14 protein-coding genes and 1 pseudogene are annotated in these 18,070 nt (G+C 57.2%); 11 read left to right on the top strand and 4 right to left on the bottom strand.

Annotation, left to right across the window (positions count from 1 at the left end; all coding sequences use genetic code 11):
• Positions 1-695 precede the first annotated feature (695 nt).
• From GF1_RS11835 to rodA, 5 genes are all read left to right on the top strand, one after another.
• Positions 696-1,733: a rod shape-determining protein gene (locus tag GF1_RS11835; RefSeq protein ID WP_267926760.1), complete on the top strand. Its 1,038-nt coding sequence runs from the start codon at positions 696-698 to the stop codon at positions 1,731-1,733.
• 71 nt (positions 1,734-1,804) lie between these two features.
• Entirely contained in the window at positions 1,805-2,665 is an 861-nt protein-coding gene (gene mreC, locus GF1_RS11830; protein ID WP_267926759.1) for a rod shape-determining protein MreC, read from the top strand.
• Positions 2,662-3,195: a hypothetical protein gene (locus tag GF1_RS11825; RefSeq protein WP_267926758.1), complete on the top strand. Its 534-nt coding sequence runs from the start codon at positions 2,662-2,664 to the stop codon at positions 3,193-3,195. Before mreC ends, GF1_RS11825 begins: the two co-directional genes overlap by 4 nt.
• Positions 3,196-3,203: 8 nt before the next feature.
• On the top strand, positions 3,204-5,186 hold the full coding sequence (gene mrdA, locus GF1_RS11820) for a penicillin-binding protein 2 (protein WP_267926757.1): 1,983 nt from the start codon (positions 3,204-3,206) through the stop codon (positions 5,184-5,186).
• A 204-nt stretch (positions 5,187-5,390) separates the two neighbouring features.
• A complete protein-coding gene (gene rodA / locus GF1_RS11815) occupies positions 5,391-6,500 on the top strand; it encodes a rod shape-determining protein RodA (protein WP_267926756.1) in 1,110 nt (369 codons plus the stop codon).
• 305 nt (positions 6,501-6,805) lie between these two features.
• On the opposite strand, the gene hemH is transcribed toward rodA, so the two are convergent.
• Positions 6,806-7,771 (bottom strand): ferrochelatase, encoded by a 966-nt coding sequence (hemH, locus tag GF1_RS11810; RefSeq protein WP_267926755.1) that lies wholly within the window; start codon positions 7,769-7,771, stop codon positions 6,806-6,808.
• A 333-nt stretch (positions 7,772-8,104) separates the two neighbouring features.
• Between hemH and GF1_RS11805 the strand changes: the two genes are divergently transcribed.
• The 4 genes and pseudogenes from GF1_RS11805 (at position 8,105) to GF1_RS11795 (ending at position 12,397) form a co-directional block, all read left to right on the top strand.
• The gene (locus tag GF1_RS11805) at positions 8,105-8,647 is read left to right on the top strand and encodes a cold-shock protein (RefSeq protein WP_267926754.1); all 543 of its coding nucleotides are present in this window, start codon (positions 8,105-8,107) and stop codon (positions 8,645-8,647) included.
• 117 nt (positions 8,648-8,764) lie between these two features.
• Positions 8,765-10,162, top strand: a pseudogene (locus tag GF1_RS16245) (5'-3' exonuclease H3TH domain-containing protein); the annotation flags it as partial.
• Between the two features lie 47 nt (positions 10,163-10,209).
• Positions 10,210-11,601 (top strand): DNA polymerase I, encoded by a 1,392-nt coding sequence (gene polA / locus GF1_RS16240; protein WP_326491554.1) that lies wholly within the window; start codon positions 10,210-10,212, stop codon positions 11,599-11,601.
• A 442-nt stretch (positions 11,602-12,043) separates the two neighbouring features.
• Entirely contained in the window at positions 12,044-12,397 is a 354-nt protein-coding gene (locus tag GF1_RS11795; RefSeq protein ID WP_267926753.1) for a PilZ domain-containing protein, read from the top strand.
• A 27-nt stretch (positions 12,398-12,424) separates the two neighbouring features.
• Here the strand turns inward: GF1_RS11795 and GF1_RS11790 are convergent, their stop codons facing one another.
• A complete protein-coding gene (locus tag GF1_RS11790; RefSeq protein ID WP_267926752.1) occupies positions 12,425-13,729 on the bottom strand; it encodes a citrate synthase in 1,305 nt (434 codons plus the stop codon).
• A gap of 413 nt (positions 13,730-14,142) precedes the next feature.
• Here GF1_RS11790 and thiE point away from each other — a divergent pair, with 413 nt between their 5' ends.
• Positions 14,143-14,733 carry a thiamine phosphate synthase gene (gene thiE, locus GF1_RS11785; RefSeq protein ID WP_267926751.1) on the top strand — a complete coding sequence of 197 codons (591 nt, stop codon included), beginning with the start codon at positions 14,143-14,145 and terminating at the stop codon, positions 14,731-14,733.
• Positions 14,726-15,397: a hypothetical protein gene (locus GF1_RS11780; protein ID WP_267926750.1), complete on the top strand. Its 672-nt coding sequence runs from the start codon at positions 14,726-14,728 to the stop codon at positions 15,395-15,397. Before thiE ends, GF1_RS11780 begins: the two co-directional genes overlap by 8 nt.
• 381 nt (positions 15,398-15,778) lie before the next feature.
• On the opposite strand, the gene hflC is transcribed toward GF1_RS11780, so the two are convergent.
• The gene (hflC, locus tag GF1_RS11775) at positions 15,779-16,726 is read right to left on the bottom strand and encodes a protease modulator HflC (RefSeq protein ID WP_267926749.1); all 948 of its coding nucleotides are present in this window, start codon (positions 16,724-16,726) and stop codon (positions 15,779-15,781) included.
• Positions 16,727-16,821: 95 nt separating this feature from the next.
• Entirely contained in the window at positions 16,822-17,934 is a 1,113-nt protein-coding gene (gene hflK, locus GF1_RS11770; RefSeq protein ID WP_267926748.1) for an FtsH protease activity modulator HflK, read from the bottom strand.
• Between the last annotated feature and the right edge of the window lie 136 nt (positions 17,935-18,070).

The following is an 18,070-nucleotide window of genomic DNA, read 5'->3' as shown; positions in this document are numbered from 1 at the left end:
GATATGAAATCAGCTCGTTGGCTTGTTGAAACCAGAAGAGGTGATAAAGAATGAGACCAGAAGAGAAGAGGGCATAATGTGTCAGCGGGCTGGTCGGAGGAGATGCACTATGATTGACCCGAGACCTTTGTGTCTTGGTTTCAGGTTAGGGGATACCCGCCGGAATGTCAATGTGTAATTTTGTACAGAAGTTCAAGAATATTATTGGTGAGACACCGGCTATGGAACAAGGGGGCAAGACGGCGATGCAACCTCAAGGCAAGCAGAGCTTTCCTCAAACGCATCCACTGTGATTGAATATGATTTGTCAACCATTAGAGCAAAACTTCGGCCTAACCTCTGGACCAAAAAAAAGGTTACGAGATGTGTCTCGTAACCTTTTGTAATTCTTGGTGGAGCTAAGCGGGATCGAACCGCTGACCTCTTGAATGCCATTCAAGCGCTCTCCCAGCTGAGCTATAGCCCATGTGTTGGACAGCGACTCAATTACCATGATCCGAGCCTGGCTGTCAAGTGTTAATCGTCTCTTTTCTCTTCGGGCGGGTATATCTGTTGCCAACACCGAGTCCCATTGGTACAATATATTTTTTGTAATCGGTTCTCGATGTGGCCGTAGTCCGGCAAAACGACACTTCTGCGTATAAGGTTCAGCAGGAGGCCTCGTACCATATTTGGCTTTTTACAGGTGATTTCGGATGTTTTCTCCGTTTAATTTTTTGTTTGGCTGGATGTCCAACGATCTGGCCATAGATCTGGGCACAGCAAATACTGTTCTCTACGTCAAGGGCAAGGGGATAGTGCTGCGTGAACCATCGGTGGTGGCCGTGCGCCAGGACATCCGTGGTTCCAAGGTGTTGGCCGTGGGCAAAGAGGCCAAGGAGATGCTTGGCAAGACGCCGGGTAATATCGCTGCCATCCGGCCTATGAAGGACGGCGTTATCGCTGATTTCGAGGTCACCGAGGCCATGCTGCGCTACTTTATCAACAAGGTGCACAACCGGCGGACCCTGGTCCATCCGCGGATTATCATCTCGGTTCCCTCCGGCATCACCCAGGTGGAAAAACGTGCTGTTCGGGAATCGGCCGAATCCGCCGGCGCCCGGGAAGTGTACCTCATCGAGGAGCCCATGGCCGCAGCCATTGGCGCGGACCTTCCCATCACCGAACCCACTGCCAACATGATCGTTGATATCGGCGGCGGTACCACCGAGGTGGCGGTGATTTCGCTTGCCGGCATTGTCTATGCCAAGTCGGTCCGGGTGGCAGGCGATAAGATGGATGAATCCATTCTCCAGTATATCAAACGCAAGCACAATCTCGCCATCGGCGAGCGTACCGCCGAGCTGATCAAGACCACCATCGGCAATGTGCAGCCTGAAGAACCCTACGAAACCATGGAGATCAAGGGACGCGACCTGGTCTCTGGTGTGCCCAAGACCCTGACCATCTCTTCCAAGGAAATCCAGTCCGCCATCGCCGAGCAGGTGGAAGTGATCGTCGATGCGGTCCGGGTCGCCCTGGAGGTGACCCCGCCCGAACTCTCCGCGGACATCGTCGATCAGGGTATTGTCCTGACCGGCGGCGGCGCCTTGCTCAAGAATCTGGACAAGCTGCTCATGGACGAGACCGGCATGCCGATCATCGTCGCCGACGACCCGCTTTCGTCGGTGGTTCTGGGGTCGGGCCAGGCCCTGGATAACCTTGAGATCCTCAAGGAAATCGCCATTGACTGACCCGGTGCCTTTTCAAAGCCTGAAGCCGCCTTGCCCGCTTCTTTTCACTATCATTTAAGTCACCTGACCCGATGCGTAAAAAGGGGAGCAGGAAACGTAATGGTCGTTCCAGGACAATCAGGATAGTTGTCCTCAGTGGACTGCTGTTGACGCTTGCCCTCATTCTCATTGTCTCCACTCTGGGTCCCCAGCGTTTCGGCCTGCTGCACAAGCTGGTGGCCGAGACCACCGGTCCGGTTCAGAAATACCTGACCGGGGTGACCGGTTATTTCAGTGATCTAAAGTCCCGCTACGTGGACCTGATCGGGGTCCGGGAAGAAAATGAGCGGTTGTGGGCCGAGCTGCGGGAATGCAGGGCGGCCGCCTATCGCAGTCGGGAGGCCGTGGCCACCAATGCCCGGCTCCGTAAACTGCTCGACTTCAAGATGAACCATGACCTGCCTATGGTGGCGGCCACCGTTGTCGGCAAGGATCCCTCGCTCTGGTTCCGGACCGTGGTGATTGACCGCGGGACCTCTGATGGGGTGATGAAGGGGATGCCGGTGGTGACCGGAGACGGTATTGTCGGGCAGATCTTCACCACCTCGCCCAACTATTCCAAGGTGCTGCTGGCCATTGCCCCCTCCAGTGCCCTGGATGTTCTGCTCCAGGAATCCCGGGTCCGGGGGATTCTCAAGGGAACCGGCTCGCTGAGGTACCGGCTCGACTATATCCTGAAGACCGTGGACGTTAAGGAGGGGGACCATGTGGTCACCGCTGGCTATGGCGGCCTTTTTCCGCCCGGTCTGCCTGTGGGTGTGGTGTCCAAGGTGGTTCGTCGTCGGCGGGGCATGTTCCTGGAGATAGAGGTACGGCCGGCGGCGGATTTCTCGACCCTGGAAGAGCTGCTGGTTATTGAGAAGGACACTCCATTTGTCGACGAGCAGCCATGAGCGTCGTCGTCTTTACAGGGATCGGGCTGCTGCTGGTTGCGCTGCAGACCACGGTGTTCATGACCGGTCCCACCTGGCCGGCCGCCCCGGATCTCTATTTTGTCCTTGTCGCCTGGCTGGCTTGCCGGGTTGACCTGCTGCGGGGGCTGATCGTTCTTCTGCCGCTCTGCTGGATGCTTGATGTGGTTTCCGGTGTGGTTATCGGTACCTATCCCGGCATCTGTCTTGGCGGTTTTTTCCTGCTTCGTTTTATGTCCGAGCGTATGCCAGTCAAGGAATCCCTGTACCGCATTCCGCTGATCGGCGTGGTCTATCTGTTTGTCTCCTGGATTGTCTATCTGATGCTCAACCTCTTTGAACCCGATGCCCTGATTCCCTGGTCCTGGCTGCTCATGCTCCTGCGGGCTACTCTGGTGGCCCTGTTCGCCCTGCCGCTGTTTCGCTTCTTCGAGTTTATCAAGGGTCGCCTTGAAGGGGGGCTGAATCCGTTTCAGAAGCTCCGGGTCCGGTCCGGTAACCGGTACCGCTGAATTCTGTCATGAAAAATCTCAGAAAAAGCAGGAAAAACAAGAAACGGGACGATCCACTGAAGCAGGCGGCCCGCAGGCGTGACGCACCGCTGGGTAAGATCACGCCCCGGGACGAGGGAGAGTTGGATTTTCTCCGCAAGCGAACCCTGGTCGCCTCGGTTGTGCTTATCACCTTTTTTTCCATTCTTATTGCCCGTCTCTGGTATCTGCAGATCCAGAAAGGCGAGGAGTATGCCCGGATGGCGGACAGCAACCGGGTCCGCTATGTGGAGGTGGCCGCGCCCCGAGGCAATATCTTTGACCGCAAGGGACGGGAGATCGTCACCAACCGGCCGTCGTTCAACGTGGTATGGCTGCGGGAAGACAACACCATCGATGATGAGCTGTTCAAAAAGGTCTCGCGGATCCTGGAGGTGGACTCGTCGGAACTGCTCAAGCGGGTTCGGCGGATGGCGGCGGCACCCGGCCATATCCCCATCCGGCTGGCAGAGGATATCGACTGGGAAAAGGTGGCCTATATCGAGAACAACCGACTGGAGCTGCCCGGAATCAAGATCGAGGTGGTGCCTCTGCGGGTCTATCATTACGGCAACCTGGCCTCCCATATCATCGGCTATCTCGGGGAAATCAACAAAAAGGAGCTGGCCCGGTCCGAACCCGGCGTCTACCGGGGTGGTGACCTGATCGGCAAGATGGGGCTGGAAAAAATACGGGAAAAGGATCTGCGGGGTGAAAAAGGCCGTCACTACATGGAGGTCAATGCCCTGGGGTTTGAACAGAAGAATCTCAAGGGGATCGAACCGCTGCCCGGTAATGATCTTCACCTGACCCTGGATGTGGATCTCCAGCAGACCGCCGAGGAGGTTATGGAAAGCCAGGATTATTCCGGAGCCGTGGTCGTCATCGAGGTCAATTCGGGCCGTCTGTTGGCTGCTGCCAGCTCCCCGGCCCTGGCCCTGGACAAGTTTATCGGCGGTATTTCCCACAAGGACTGGCAGGAGATGCTCGAAAATCCCCACAAACCCCTGCTCAACAAAGTGGTCCAGGGAGAATATCCTCCTGCCTCGACGTATAAGATCGTCACCGCCATTGCCGGGCTGGCCGAAGGGGTGATCAGCCAGGATACCATTATCTATTGTCCCGGCTATTACCGGTTCGGCAACCGGACCTACCGGTGCTGGAAACGAGCCGGGCACGGGGCGGTGAATCTCAAGCGGGCCCTGGCCGAGTCGTGTGATGTCTACTTCTATCAGGTGGGACAGCGGCTCGGGGTGGACCGGCTGGCCTCTTATGCCGTCCGGCTGGGGCTGGGCAAAAAGACCGGGGTGGAGATGGAGCATGAACGCCCGGGCCTCATTCCCACCGCGGCCTGGAAAAAAAGGCGGACCGGCAGGAACTGGCAGGAAGGGGAAACTTTGTCGGTGGCCATAGGACAGGGTTTTGACCTGGCCACACCGCTGCAGATCGCGGTCATGACCGCCACTGTGGCCAACGGAGGGACGCAGTACAAGCCCGCCCTGATCGAACAGGTTGTTGACCCGGAGGGTAACGTGCTGGAGCAGTTCGAGCTCGAGGTCCGGGCCCGGTTCGCCGGTCAGGGCAAGAACCTGCGTCTGATCCGTCAGGCCCTGGTCGAGGCGGTCAACGGCAAGCACGCCACCGGCCGGCGGGCCAGGCTGGCAAATATCACCGTGGCCGGAAAAACCGGAACCGCCCAGGTGGTGCGCCTCAAGCAGTACCAGCATCTCAAGGAAGAAGATATTCCCTACAAGTACCGTGACCACGCCTGGTTTACCTGCTTTGCTCCGGCGGAAAATCCGGAAATCGCGGTTACCGTCCTGGTGGAACATGGCCTGCACGGAGGTTCGGCGGCCGCCCCGGTGGCCAGGGCACTGCTGGAAAAATATTTTCAGGACCGTCTGCAGGATCCGGACAAGATAAGCATGGTGGTTCTGCCGACCCGGCTTGTAGCCGATATGGCTAAACCCTAACCGTCAATTTCAGAAACAATGTCATCAACTTAAGAAAATGTTCAGCCGATTATCAGCTTGTTTCTGAACCACCAAGGATACGAAGTGCACGAAGAAAAAAGAAAAACCTCAATTTAGGAAAAACTTCGTGTTCTTCGTGCGCTTCGTAGTACTATGATCTGTTAAGTTAATGACATTGATTTCAGGAGTTTAAATATATCGCTCATGCTGCGCTTTGATCGTCGTCTCATTCATCATTTCGACTGGGTCATGCTGGTCATGCTGCTGCTGGTCGCCGGTATGGCCCTGGCCAACCTGTACAGCTCCACCTGGAACGGCGGGCCGGATCCGTCGTCCACGTTCTACAAGCAGCTGCTCTTCTACGGGGCAGGGCTGGGACTGATCACCATCCTGATCAGTTTTGACTACCGGGAGCTGGAAAAGCTGGGCTATGTCCTCTATGGGGCGGTACTGCTGCTCCTGCTCTATACCGATTTCTTTGTCTCTACCGTGGCCGGGACCCAGCGCTGGATCAACCTGGGATTTTTTCACCTCCAGCCCTCGGAGCCTGCCAAACTGGTGCTGGTGATAGTGCTTGCCAGTTGTTACTCGCAGACAGAAAATCAGAACGGCTACCGGGTACGGGATCTGATCCGTCCGGCTCTGCTCACGGCCTTGCCCTTTGTCCTGATCATGATCCAGCCGGATCTCGGGACCGCGCTGATGCTGGGGATTATCTTTGTTTCCATGACCCTGTTTGTGAAACTGCGCTGGACAACCGTGGGTATTCTTGGCGGTGCCGGGATTTCAGCCGGGCTGATCATCTACCGTTTCCTGCTGAAACCCTACCAGCGCCGACGGATAGAAACTTTTCTCAATCCAGAGTCCGATCCCATGAACCACGGCTACCAGATCACCCAGTCCAAAATCGCTGTGGGCAGTGGCCAGATCTTCGGCAAGGGCTTCCTGGAGGGCACCCAGGGGCATCTCCATTTTCTGCCGGAGCGGCATACGGACTTTGCCTTTTCGGTCTGGGCCGAAGAATGGGGCTTTGCCGGCAGTCTGTTTTTTCTGAGCTGCTATTTTTTCATGCTGCTCTGGGGACTGAACATCGCCCTCACTGCCCGGGACAAGTTCGGCGTGCTGCTGGCCTTTGGCCTGGTGATGCTCATTTTCTGGCAGGCGGTCATCAACCTGTTCATGATCATGGGCTTTCTGCCGGTGGTGGGCATTCCTCTGCCTATGTTCAGTTACGGCGGCTCTTCCCTGCTCACCACCCTGATCAGCCTTGGCATCCTGATGAATATCCGGATGCGCCGTTTCCAGGAAAAATAAATCCGGGCTGCCTTAAGAAGACAGTGTCTCCCGTCCTCCGGCTTTTTACCGCACCGGGACAGGCCCTTGCACCTTCCCGATTCCGTGCTCGCCGCTCCGGAGTGTTCTTCCCCTTTACTTGATCTCGTGACCTCTGCTCTGCGGTGTCATGTATTCTGACAGGGAGTGCCAGACCCCTGACGGTCCAGTCCCGCTCCTGCGGGGTGACGCCTGGGGCGTATAAGTTGCGGTCGCGGTCGGCGGTCCTGCGGCGGGGGAATACTTGGCGTCCCGTGGCTGGCGAGCGATGGTGTCCCCGGGAGGGATCACATCGCAGCTGGAGCGCTGGGCTGGCTGAGCACCAGGTCCCGCAGCGCGCCAATGAATTCCGGGTCATCGTTCAGGGCCCGGGTGGAGCGCAGTTCCATGCCCAGTTCTGCTGCCATGTCCCGGTAGAGCATGTCGATCTCGTACAGGGTCTCCACATGGTCCGAGACAAAGGATATCGGCACCATGAGGATGTTCCTGCAGCCCGAGGAGGCAAGTCGGCGGAGCATGTCGGGTGTGGATGGCTCAAGCCATTCAACCGGCCCGCTGCGGCTCTGGTAGCAGAGATGACCCTGGATGCCGGTGATCTTCTCCAGGGCGGAGATGGTTTTGTGGAGGTCATCGACATAGGGGTCGCCCTCGTCGATGAATTTCTGCGGCAGGCTGTGGGCACTGTACACCACCTCGGGCGTGCTTTTGAATCTGCCGAGCCCTTCCCGGATCCGGCCTGCCAGGCACCTGATGTATTGCGGCTGGTCCGGCCAGGAACGGATCTCCCGGATGGTGAAGGGCAGCTTCAGTCTATCGGCGGTCCGGTTCAGGTCGGTGAGGGAGGAGCCGGTGGTGGCCACCGAATACTGGGGATAGAGGGGGAGGGCGATGATCTCGCCGACACCTTCCCGGGCCAGTTCCGGCAGGATCTCGCTGGCAAAAGGGTGCCAGTACCGCATGCAGCTCCGCACCAGATAGTCGCCACTGTTCCCCAGGGCCTCTTCCAGGGCTCTGGCCTGTTGCTTCGTGATGGCCAGAATAGGGGAGCCGCCGCCGATTTTCCGGTAACTTTCCCTGGACTTGGGCGCCCTTTTGCGGGCGATCCTGCGGGCGATGAATTTTTGCAGGAACCAGGGGCCAAGACGGATAATCTGCCGGTCGGAAAACAGGTTGTACAGAAAGGGTTCCACATCCTCCTGCTTTCCCGGGCCACCGAGGTTGAGCAGCAGGACGGCTGTCTTTTTCGTATGCATGGCCGGAGAGTACCCGGATTGATCCACGGGCGTCAAGAAAATGTCATGCTGACCTTGATTTCACCGGGGGCCTGTGACTATAATTAAGGCATGGTTAAAAGATGTTCTTCTGATAATGCCCTTTTTTCTTTCTCCTTTCACCTCTCCTCTGCCCGTATCCGGGCCTTCTGCCGGTTCGAAAAGATATCCTGGTTGTTCAGCTCCCGGCCGGCAGATTTTTATTCTCCAGGAAAGACAGCGGGAAATACAGGGTCCGGAGGGGCGATTCACTCTATTTTTGCGTTTAGGCAGTGGCATGGTGCCACTGACGCTTGATAACAGTGGAGGATCTGTATGGAACTGAAAGTTGAGGCCAGAAATCTCGACATGCGGAAAGGATGGCTGGAAAAGATTGAAGAGGAGAAGGCAAAACTTGTTCGCCATTATGCCAACTTCGTTCTTCATCTTCGAGTGACCATCGAAGCTACCCCCGGCTATAAGGAGGGTGGTTATGAAGTCCGGCTGGTCGCTTCTGTGCCCAATGACACTGTAGTGGTCAAGCGCTGGGGTGAGAAGGTGCGTCCGATACTGGTGGAAGCCTTTGATGTCTTAGGACTCAGGCTCAAGGAAATCGTCCGCAAGAAACAGAACCACAAGAACGTCAAGGTGTCTGAGGCCATTGTGGCCGGCAATGTGTCCGGGACCATCAAAAAACTTTTTCCCGAGGATGCCTATGGTTTTATCACCACCCCGGATGACGATGAGGTGTTTTTTCATGAGAATGTGCTGCGCGATGTTTCCATGCATCAGCTCAGCGAAGGTGACGCCGTGATGCTGGCGATCACCAGTGGAGACAAGGGGCCCCAGGCAAGCTGGGTCCGGATGGCCAAGGCCTGATTGAGTTACATACCGGATTGAAGATGGACCCCTGCCGCAAGGCAGGGGTTTTTTTGTTGTAGGCAGTGGAAAAAACAGGTTTAATCATGTCCTGACCGGTCCGGCAACCGAGCGGGGATGAAGATTCCAGCCACAGGTCGTCCATATCCTCTTGCCCCGGTCCCCGGTCAGCCAGTCGAGCTTCGAAATATCAGTACCAGGATCGGTGCAATATCCGGCAGTGGACAATGCTGCCAGCCTTTTTCACAGACAATACAGTTCATGGTCTCTCAGGAAAACTTCCGGCAGGTCTATCTGGTCGATGGCTCTGCCTATATTTACCGGGCTTATCACGCCATCCGCCCCCTGGCCAACTCCAGCGGTCTGCCCACCCACGCCGTCTATGGCTTTACCACCATTCTTCGCCGTATCATCCGGGAAAAGCAGCCCCAGTGCCTGGCGGTGGCTTTTGATACGAGAGGCCCGGTGTTCCGGCACCGCATCTATCCCGAGTACAAGGCCAACCGTCCGCCCATGCCCGATGATCTGCAGCCGCAGATTCCCTATGTGCGGGAAATCGTCAAGGCCTATCACATCCCAGCTCTTGAACATGACGACATGGAGGCCGATGATCTGATCGCCTCGGCGGTGGACAACCTGGTGGCGGCCGGCTGCCGGGTGGTGATCGTTTCCGGGGACAAGGACCTGCTGCAGCTGGTCTCCGAGCAGGTGGTGATGTGGGATCCCATGAGCGATAAGCTCATGGACGTGGCCGCGGTCCTTGCGAAATATGGCCTCGAGCCGCATCAGCTGCTCGATTATTTCGCCCTCACCGGCGACAGTTCGGACAACATTCCCGGGGTGCCCGGGGTGGGGCCCAAGACCGCCCAGAAGCTTATCCGCGAATACGGGACCCTGGAAGGAGTCTATGCGGCGGTGGATTCCATGAAAAAGTCCAAGCTCAAGGAACGGCTGATCGCTCACCGCGAGGACGCTTTCCTCTCCCGGGATCTGATCCGGTTGCGCCATGATGTGGAGGTACCAGCCGATCCCGAGGCCTACTGTGTCCAGGCCACGGAAACCGAACGGCTGCGCGAACTCCTCACCGAACTGGAGTTCTATACCCTGCTCAAGGCGGATGCGCCGGCGGTGGCCGTGGATACGGGAAATTTTCAGCTGGTGCAGGACAGGGAAAAGCTGGCTCGGGTGGTCGCCGAGCTTGGCCGGGCCGATCTTCTGGTCCTGGACACCGAGACCACGTCGCTTGATCCTTTGCGGGCCAGGCTTGTGGGGATATCGCTTGCCATATCCGCTGACAGGGTCTGGTATCTGCCCTGCGGCCACCGGGACGAAAACGGCGAACCGGTGGCCGGTCAACTGGACCAGGAAGAACTCCTGAAGGCGCTCAGGCCTTTTTTCGAGGATCCCGAGCTGCCCAAGGTGGGCCATAATCTCAAATACGACTACTCGGTGCTGGCCGACCCCAAAAACGGCGGTGTCGAGCTTGCGGGTCCGCTTTATGACACCATGGTGGGTGCCTGGCTGCTGGATCCGGGCCGGCGGTCCTATGGGCTCGATGACCTGTGCCAGGAGATCGATCTGCAGATGACCTCCTTTGCCGACGTGGTCGGGGGGATAAACGTGAGGACGCTTTTGCCCGGGTGGGGCTCGAGCAGGCCAAGAACTACAGCTGCGAGGATGTCTACGGCTCCCTGCAGCTTTTTGAACTGCAGAAGCCCCAGCTGGAGAAGCTTGCGCTCTGGTCCCTGTTTGCCGACCTGGAGGGACCGCTTATCCCGGTACTCTCCCGGATGGAGCGTGCCGGAATCGAGGTGGACATGGACCTGCTCTCCGCCCTGTCCGCTGAATTTGCCGAAAAACTGGAAAAGCTCAAGGGTGAGATCTATGCTCTGGCCGGTGAGGAGTTCAATATCAATTCGACCCAGCAGCTGGGCGAGATCCTGTTTGAAAAACTTAAACTGCCCCGGGGGCGCAAGACCAAGACCGGCTACTCCACCGACGTCAAGGTGCTGGAGCGGCTGGCGGCCCAGCACGAGCTGCCGGGACTGATACTTGCGTACCGCAACCTGGCCAAGCTCAAGTCCACCTATATCGACAAGCTGGCCAGGCTCAGGCATCCGGACACCGGACGGATCCATACCTCGTTCAACCAGTGCGGTACCGCCACCGGTCGGCTCAGCTCAAGTAATCCCAATCTGCAGAACATTCCGGTACGCTCCGAGGAGGGGCAGCGGATCCGCTCTGCCTTTGTGGCTGCCGGCGGCTGTCTGCTGCTCTCCGGAGACTATTCGCAGATAGATCTCAGGGTTCTGGCCCATTATTCCCGCGATGAGGCCCTGCTTGAGGCCTTCCGCAACGGCGAGGATATCCACCGGCGGACCGCTGCAGAGATTTTTTTCGTCTCTCCGGAATTAATCACCCCCGAGATGCGGCGGGTGGCCAAGACGATCAATTTCGGTATTGTCTACGGCATGTCCAGTTACGGCCTGGCCAGCCAGCTGCAGATCAGTCGCAAGGAGGCCCAGACCTTCATAGACCGGTATTTTGAACATTATGCCGGGGTCAGAAAGTTCATGGAGGAGATCATTGCCAGGGCCCATGAACAGGGCTATGTGACCACCCTGCTCGGCCGTCGGCGACAGTTGCCTGAAATCAACAGCCGCAACCGGACCAAGCGGGAGTTCGCCGAGAGGACGGCCATCAATACTCCCATCCAGGGGACGGCGGCCGATATCATCAAGCTGGCCATGCTCCGGGTGGACCGGGAGTTGCGCGAGCAGAAGCTGGCCGCCAGGATGATCCTGCAGATCCATGACGAACTGGTACTTGAAGTGCCGAAAAAGGAGCTCGACGTTACCCGGGATCTTCTGCAACAGGCCATGGAAACGGTCATGGAGCTGGCGGTTCCTCTTTCGGTCAACCTGACGGTCAGTCAAAATCTTGGCAAAGCTTAGGAGCCGGGCAGATTTTTCCTTGCAAAAGAGTCAATTTGTTGTAGAACGTTCAAAATCTGAATTTTACAGATAATCAGCGGGATACGCGCTTTATTTTCCGGAAAGCCGATCGTCTGCCACCCTTTTTTCCGCTATGCGGGAAAAGGAGCCCGGGCGGTGTTGGTGTTTGGCGAGATACGGCGTAACTTGCTGATTATACGTTGAGGGTTTTTCTGGCCCCGTTCTTGCAGTTAGTCAGGGTAAGAGAAACCATTCCGGAGCAGAGCATGAGTCCAAGAGAAGCCATTCGCATACTGATGTTGAGTCCGTTTTATTTTCGGATGCGACCCGCGGAACGATGGCAGCTGGTTAAAGAGTACTGTCAGATTGTTAACCAGAGCTATAATGCGCTTGACTGAGCAGGGGGCAGCTATTGACTGGACAACACCAAGGTGTGCCGTCTGTGACTGACCGCCGTCGATTTCCAAGGTACCGGGTCAAGGATGGGGCGCTGGCCTTTATCGGTGCTGTTCCCGGCGCTATTGTTGATATCAGCGAAGGCGGCATGGCCGTCCATTATGCGGTGTTCGGCCGGGAGCCGGACCGCAACCTTCGCCTGGACATCTTCCTGGGCAGTGATGACTTTCTACTCAAGGATATTCCCGCCTCCATTGTCAACGACTCGACGCTTGACCCGGACGCGCCCTTTAGGGCGGTCCAGGTCAAACGTTTCTCCCTGCGATTCGGCGAGCTTTCGGATCAGCAGAAATCCTCCCTGAGATATTTCATCCTCCACAATACCGTCAGCGAGGCCTGAGTTTTTCTTGCCGCAGCCGCGGATGTTTCAATCCCGTTTTTCCAGTGGGATAAAGGGGCGTTCCGGCTCGCCGACATAGACCTGCCTGGGGCGGCCGATCTTGGTGCTCGGGTCCTCCCGCATTTCCTTCCACTGGGCGATCCAGCCCGGCAGCCGGCCCAGGGCGAACATAACCGTGAACATGTTGGTGGGTATGCCTATGGCGCGGTAGATGATTCCTGAATAGAAATCCACGTTGGGGTAGAGGTTGCGTTTGATGAAATACTCGTCGCTGAGCGCGATCTCCTCGAGTTTGCGGGCAATGTCCAGCAGCGGGTCGGAGATGTTGAGGACCGTGAGTATTTCGTCGCAGGCCTTTTTGATGATGGTTCCGCGTGGATCATAGGTCTTGTAGACCCGGTGCCCGAAGCCGGAAAGCCGGAAAGGATCGTTCTTGTCCTTGGCCTTGTTGATATACTTTTCAAAATCATTGTTGTCGGCGTGGATGGCCTCGAGCATCTGGATAACCGCCTCGTTGGCACCGCCGTGCAGAGGGCCCCACAGGGCATTGATGCCGGCGGCGATGGAGGCGTACAGATTGACCCCTGCGCTGCCCACCAGACGGACGGTGGAAGTGGAGCAGTTCTGCTCGTGATCGGCGTGGAGGATGAGCAGCTTGTTGAGGGTGGCCACGACCTCGGGCCGAACCGTGTAGGGCTTGACTGGCTTGTCGAACATCATGTTCAGGAAGTTACCGCAGTAGGAGAGGTCGTGCCGCGGATAGACCAGCGGATGACCCATGGATTTTTTGTAGGAAAAGGCGGCAATGGTCCGGATCTTTGAGATGAGACGGGCCGCGGTCATGTCGATGTTCTCCAGCGGGTCATCGCTCATCTCGGGGTAGTAGTTGCAGAGCGAGTTGACCATGACCGAGAGAATGGACATGGGCGAGGCATGGGAGGGAAAATGATCAAAGAAGTGGATCATGTCCTCGTGGATCAGGGCAAAGCGTTCCAGTAGCGATTTGAAGGCATTGAGCTCTTCGGTATTGGGCAGCTTGTCGTGGATCAGGAGGTAGGCCACCTCGACGAACGAACATTTTTCAGCCAACTCTTCGATGGCGTAGCCCCGGTAGCGGAGAATACCCTTGTTGCCGTCGAGATAGGTGATGGTGCTGGCGCAGGAACCGGTGTTTTTGTACCCGGTATCAAGGGTCATGTAGCCGGTCTCCTGGAGCAGCCGGCTTATATCGATGGCCCGGTCACCCTCGGATCCCTCGATGATGGGCAGGGTGTAGGTTTTGCCATCGATTTTCAGCTCAGCGGTACGTTCAGTATGAATTTTTCGGGTCATGGCGTTGTCCTTGTCAATGGGTGTCACGGTGTCGAGCCGGCGGTCAAAAGAGTCGGGATATGAGTTTGCAGCGGCCGGTTCGGATAAGAGGGGCAAGCCAGGAAAAACGATGCGCGAGATGACCTGTTGGGGTACAGTGAGGCGGCACGGCAGCAGGGCAGAGCCGACTGCAGAGGTTTCCTGGTCCAGGTAGAAGTAGTGTCTCCTGAGAAAAACTGCAGTACTCAATTTATCCGGTTTTCAGAAAAAAATCAAGATCAATGGGGTCGACCCTCCTTTCCCCATCTGAAAGACAGTGTTATTATATCCATGAACAGTGAACTGTATCACCGCCGAATGCGGCAGTTTATCGAGGATGTCACCCTCTATCCGGTTTCATGTGAACGGCTGGCCCACGGGCGGAGCGACGAGCAGTGGCTCGACAGCGTGCTGGCCGGGGGGCGAAGATCGTCCAACTGCGGGATAAGGACTCTTCCGATCGCCGGTTGCTGGAAAAAGCCCGCTATTTTCGCCGGAGAACCACAGAGGCCGGGGCGCTTTTCCTGGTGAACGACCGGCTCGATATCGCCCTGATGTCCGGGGCGGACGGACTGCATGTGGGTCAGAACGATCTGCCCCCGGAAGAGATCCGCCGCCTGGCTCCGGACTTGGTCATCGGTCAGTCGTGCAACACCGAGGAGCAGGCCAGACGCCTTGGCCAGCAGGAACAGCGAAGCGAACTGGTCCTTTCGTACTACAATATCGGTCCGATCTATCCCACCGGGACCAAGGACGGGCTGGCGGAGTTTATCGGCCCGGAGGCCATAGAGGCCTATTCCAGGCACTGTTCGCTCCCGTTCACGGTGATGGGAGGGATCAAGGAGCATCACGTCGAAGACCTTGTCCGTGCCGGTGCCAGGCGTATCGCGGTGGTTACCGCCGTCACCGACGCCGAAGACATGGCGGCAGAGACCGCCCGCCTGATAAGCCGGATCACCACGGCCCTGGAGGAACGAGATGGATGAATTGAGAGAGCAGCGGGAAAAAATCCGTCTGCTGATGGAATACGCGGTTCCTGACGAGCGGCTGCGCGAGGCCAGAGATCTTCTGGACGAGTACCGGGACGACCGGATCGCCCTGGATCTCCTGCACGAGTTCTACAGCTATCTGCCCGAGGCCCGGGATGACTGGGCCCGGGATATCCGCCTGGTGGGGCGGTCCCGGGGAGTATTTCTGCTGGCCCTTATCACCGGTCACAGCGGCTATCTCTACCTGGTTTCCAGCGAGGGTATCGAGTTTCACGGCAGACTGGCCGATGGTTTCGTCGACCGGAAACTGCTGGAGTTCTTCAGCCTTCCCGGGCCCGAGGACTTCAAGCGAACCTGTGCCAAACCGGGTTCCTTTCCGCGCTACGAACCGCTGGGCATGGACCGTGATGTGTGCCCGGCCTGTCACGCCGTCACCGGCGAGGTCCATGAGTTCGGCTGCCCGGTGGAGGTCTGTCCCTGGTGCGGTGGGCAGCTTATCCACTGCAACTGCCGTTTTGACAGGCTGGAGATCGACGAGCTGGTTTCAGAAGAGGACCTGGACCGGTTTCTGAAGCTGGTGGAGGAAAAGGGCCGGATACCCTACGGACCCGAGCAGCGGCCCTTCTTTGCCGACGAGGGCCCCGGGGTGGTGATCGAGTGATAGTGTCTGTCCATAAACGGAGATTTTCGTTCGAGATCAGGTAAGCGGAGACTCCGAAATATCATTTATGGACAGACACCAGGGCCGGATTTCCTGGCCGGCTTCTGGATTGACCGCTCCTCTGTCCGGTCCGAAAAGCAAAAAACATCTGATTACCATCAATCTTTGGCATTGTAGACCTCACTTGTTTCACGGGACGCTATAAACCCGTCCCTGGGGGCTTGACTGTGGCCATCCAGGCCACAGAAACCCGTGAAACAAGTGAGGCCGACACCTTCATCCATCGGTGGCTGAATTTCAGTGGTAATCACAAAAAAAAACTGTTCCCGGCCGAAGCCGGGAACAGAAAAAAGGGTTTCTCGATCCGCCTGTCGATTTCTGTTATTTTTTGTCCGGCTCAATGGTTTCCAGATAATGGAACAGATCCGAGTCAGACGACAATATCAGAGAGGTATTGCTGGTGATAATGTCTCGGTAGCTTTCCAGCGTCTGCTGAAAGGCATAGAACTCCGGATATTTAGAAAATGTCTCGCCGTAAATACGGGTGGCCTCGGCGTCCGCCTTGCCCCGGATGGCCGTCGCTTCACGCTGGGCTGACGAGGTGATCTCCTTGAGTTCCCGATCCACCCGGCCCAGGATCTCCGCCTTGCGTCCCTCTCCCAGGGAGCGCTTCTCTGCCGCTATCCTTTTCCGTTCCGAAATCATTCGGTCATACACTTTCTTTCGTACCGATTCGATATAGTTGACCCGCTTGAACATGACATCGATCAGCTCGATCCCGTACTGCGGGGTGACCTTGGAGGCTGCGGCCAGAACCATCTCGCTGATCTTGTCCCGGCCGTACTTGGGCGGCTGAACCACGGCGTCTCCGGCCCGGACGCTGGACACCATGTAATCCGGGGACCAGTCCGAGCTGCGGATGATCTCGATCAGGTTGTTCTTGTTCACCAGGTCGCGTACCGTACCGTTGATGATGTCATCGAGCAGGCTCTGGGCCCGGTTTTCAGTACCCACCGCCTGGAGAAAGCGCAGGGCATTGGATATCCGCCAGCGGGCGGTGTTGTCGAGGTAGATAAAGGTTTTATCGTTGGTGGGAATCTGGTTCGGGTCGCCATCCCAGATCAGGATTTTCTTCTCAAAATACTGAACATGTTGAATAAACGGGGTTTTAAGCTTCAGCCCCGCTTCGGTGATCGGTTGTCCCACGGGCCGGCCAAACTGGGTCAGGACGGCCTGTTGGCCCTCCTTGAGGATGTAGAAACCATCCCAGACTGTGGCGATGAGAACACCGATGAGGATGAGTACAAAGACTTTTACGAGCTGTTTCATGATATTCTTTCTTTTTCCATTCTTGTTGTAAGGACGGCCACCCGGTCTCCAGGGGCTGCGACTGCCGGCTGGGGTGCGGGTCACAACGCCGGGGCTTATTTACCGGTGGCCTCTTTCATGCCGGATCCGGACAGGTTCAGAAACGGCAGCAGGTTCTGCTGCTTCTTGTCCATCACGTAGACATGGTCGACGCCGGGCAGGATGTCGCGCATGGCCTCGAGATACATCCGGCGTCGGGTGACTTCCTTGGCCTGCAGGTATTCCTTGACAATGGCCTTGAAACGCTCGGTTTCACCCTTGGCCTCGTTGATCCGCTGGACCGCGTAGCCGTGAGCCTCTTCAACGATCTGCTTGGCACTGCCCCGGGCCTTGGGAATCACCCGGTTGTAGGTCTCCTCGGCCTCGTTCACCAGCCGTTTCATGTCCTGGTCGGCCTCGTTGACCTCGTTGAAGGCGGGCTTGACCGGATCGGGCGGGTTGATGTCCAGGAGCTGCAGGGTGACGATGATGACCCCGCATTCCAGGTTGTCCAGTTCGCCCTGCAGCTCACGCTTGGCATCGGCGGCCAGGATTTCACGGTTGGAGAGGACATAGTCGAAGTCCATGTTGCCGACGATTCGCCGGGTGACCATCTCCGAGGCGTCGCGGACCGCCTGGGGGACGTTGCGCACCTTGAACAGGAATTGGACCGGGTCAGCGACCTTGTACTGGACGATCCAGGCCACGTCGATGACGTTCTTGTCACCGGTGAGCATGAGCGACTCCATGTCAAAACCGCGTTTGTTGAAGATGGAGGTCTTGCCCGGGCTCCTGGTCCGGAATCCGAACTCCTCCTTGCGGACCGACTCCACGTCGACCTTGATCAGCTCTTCCATGTAGGGAAGTTTGAAGTGCAGGCCCGGGTTGGTTGAGCGGTTGTACTGGCCAAAGCGCAGGATCACGCCCACCTCGCCGGGGTTGATGGTGAAAAACGATGAGTAGACGACCTGGACCAGCATGATGGCACCGATGAGCATGGCGACCTTGCTGAGTCCGGCAAAGAAGTTGGGTTCCTTGCCCGAAGGAGAGGAACCGCTGTCCGGTTGGTTGCCGGGCGGCTGTTTCGACCCGCTGAAGTTGTCACGGATTTTCTGGATCAGGGCTGCGAGGATGTCTTCCGGCGAGGAAGGTCCCTTCTTCTGGCCCCAGGGAGGTTGTTGTCCATTCATGGAGATACGTATCCTTAGTGGTTGTGATGGTCAGGTTGGGATGACGCCGGCCATCCCGGTTGTCATCTGAGTGTAATTTTGACATGGATGGGTCAAACGTACAACGAATAACGGTATGACCCTGTCGATTTTCGTA

Source organism: Desulfolithobacter dissulfuricans, assembly GCF_025998535.1.
In the GTDB taxonomy this organism is placed as follows: Bacteria; Desulfobacterota; Desulfobulbia; order Desulfobulbales; family Desulfobulbaceae; genus Desulfolithobacter; species Desulfolithobacter dissulfuricans.
The sequence above is the reverse complement of the archived record's forward strand: the minus strand, read 5'-3'. Positions and strand labels throughout refer to the sequence as shown.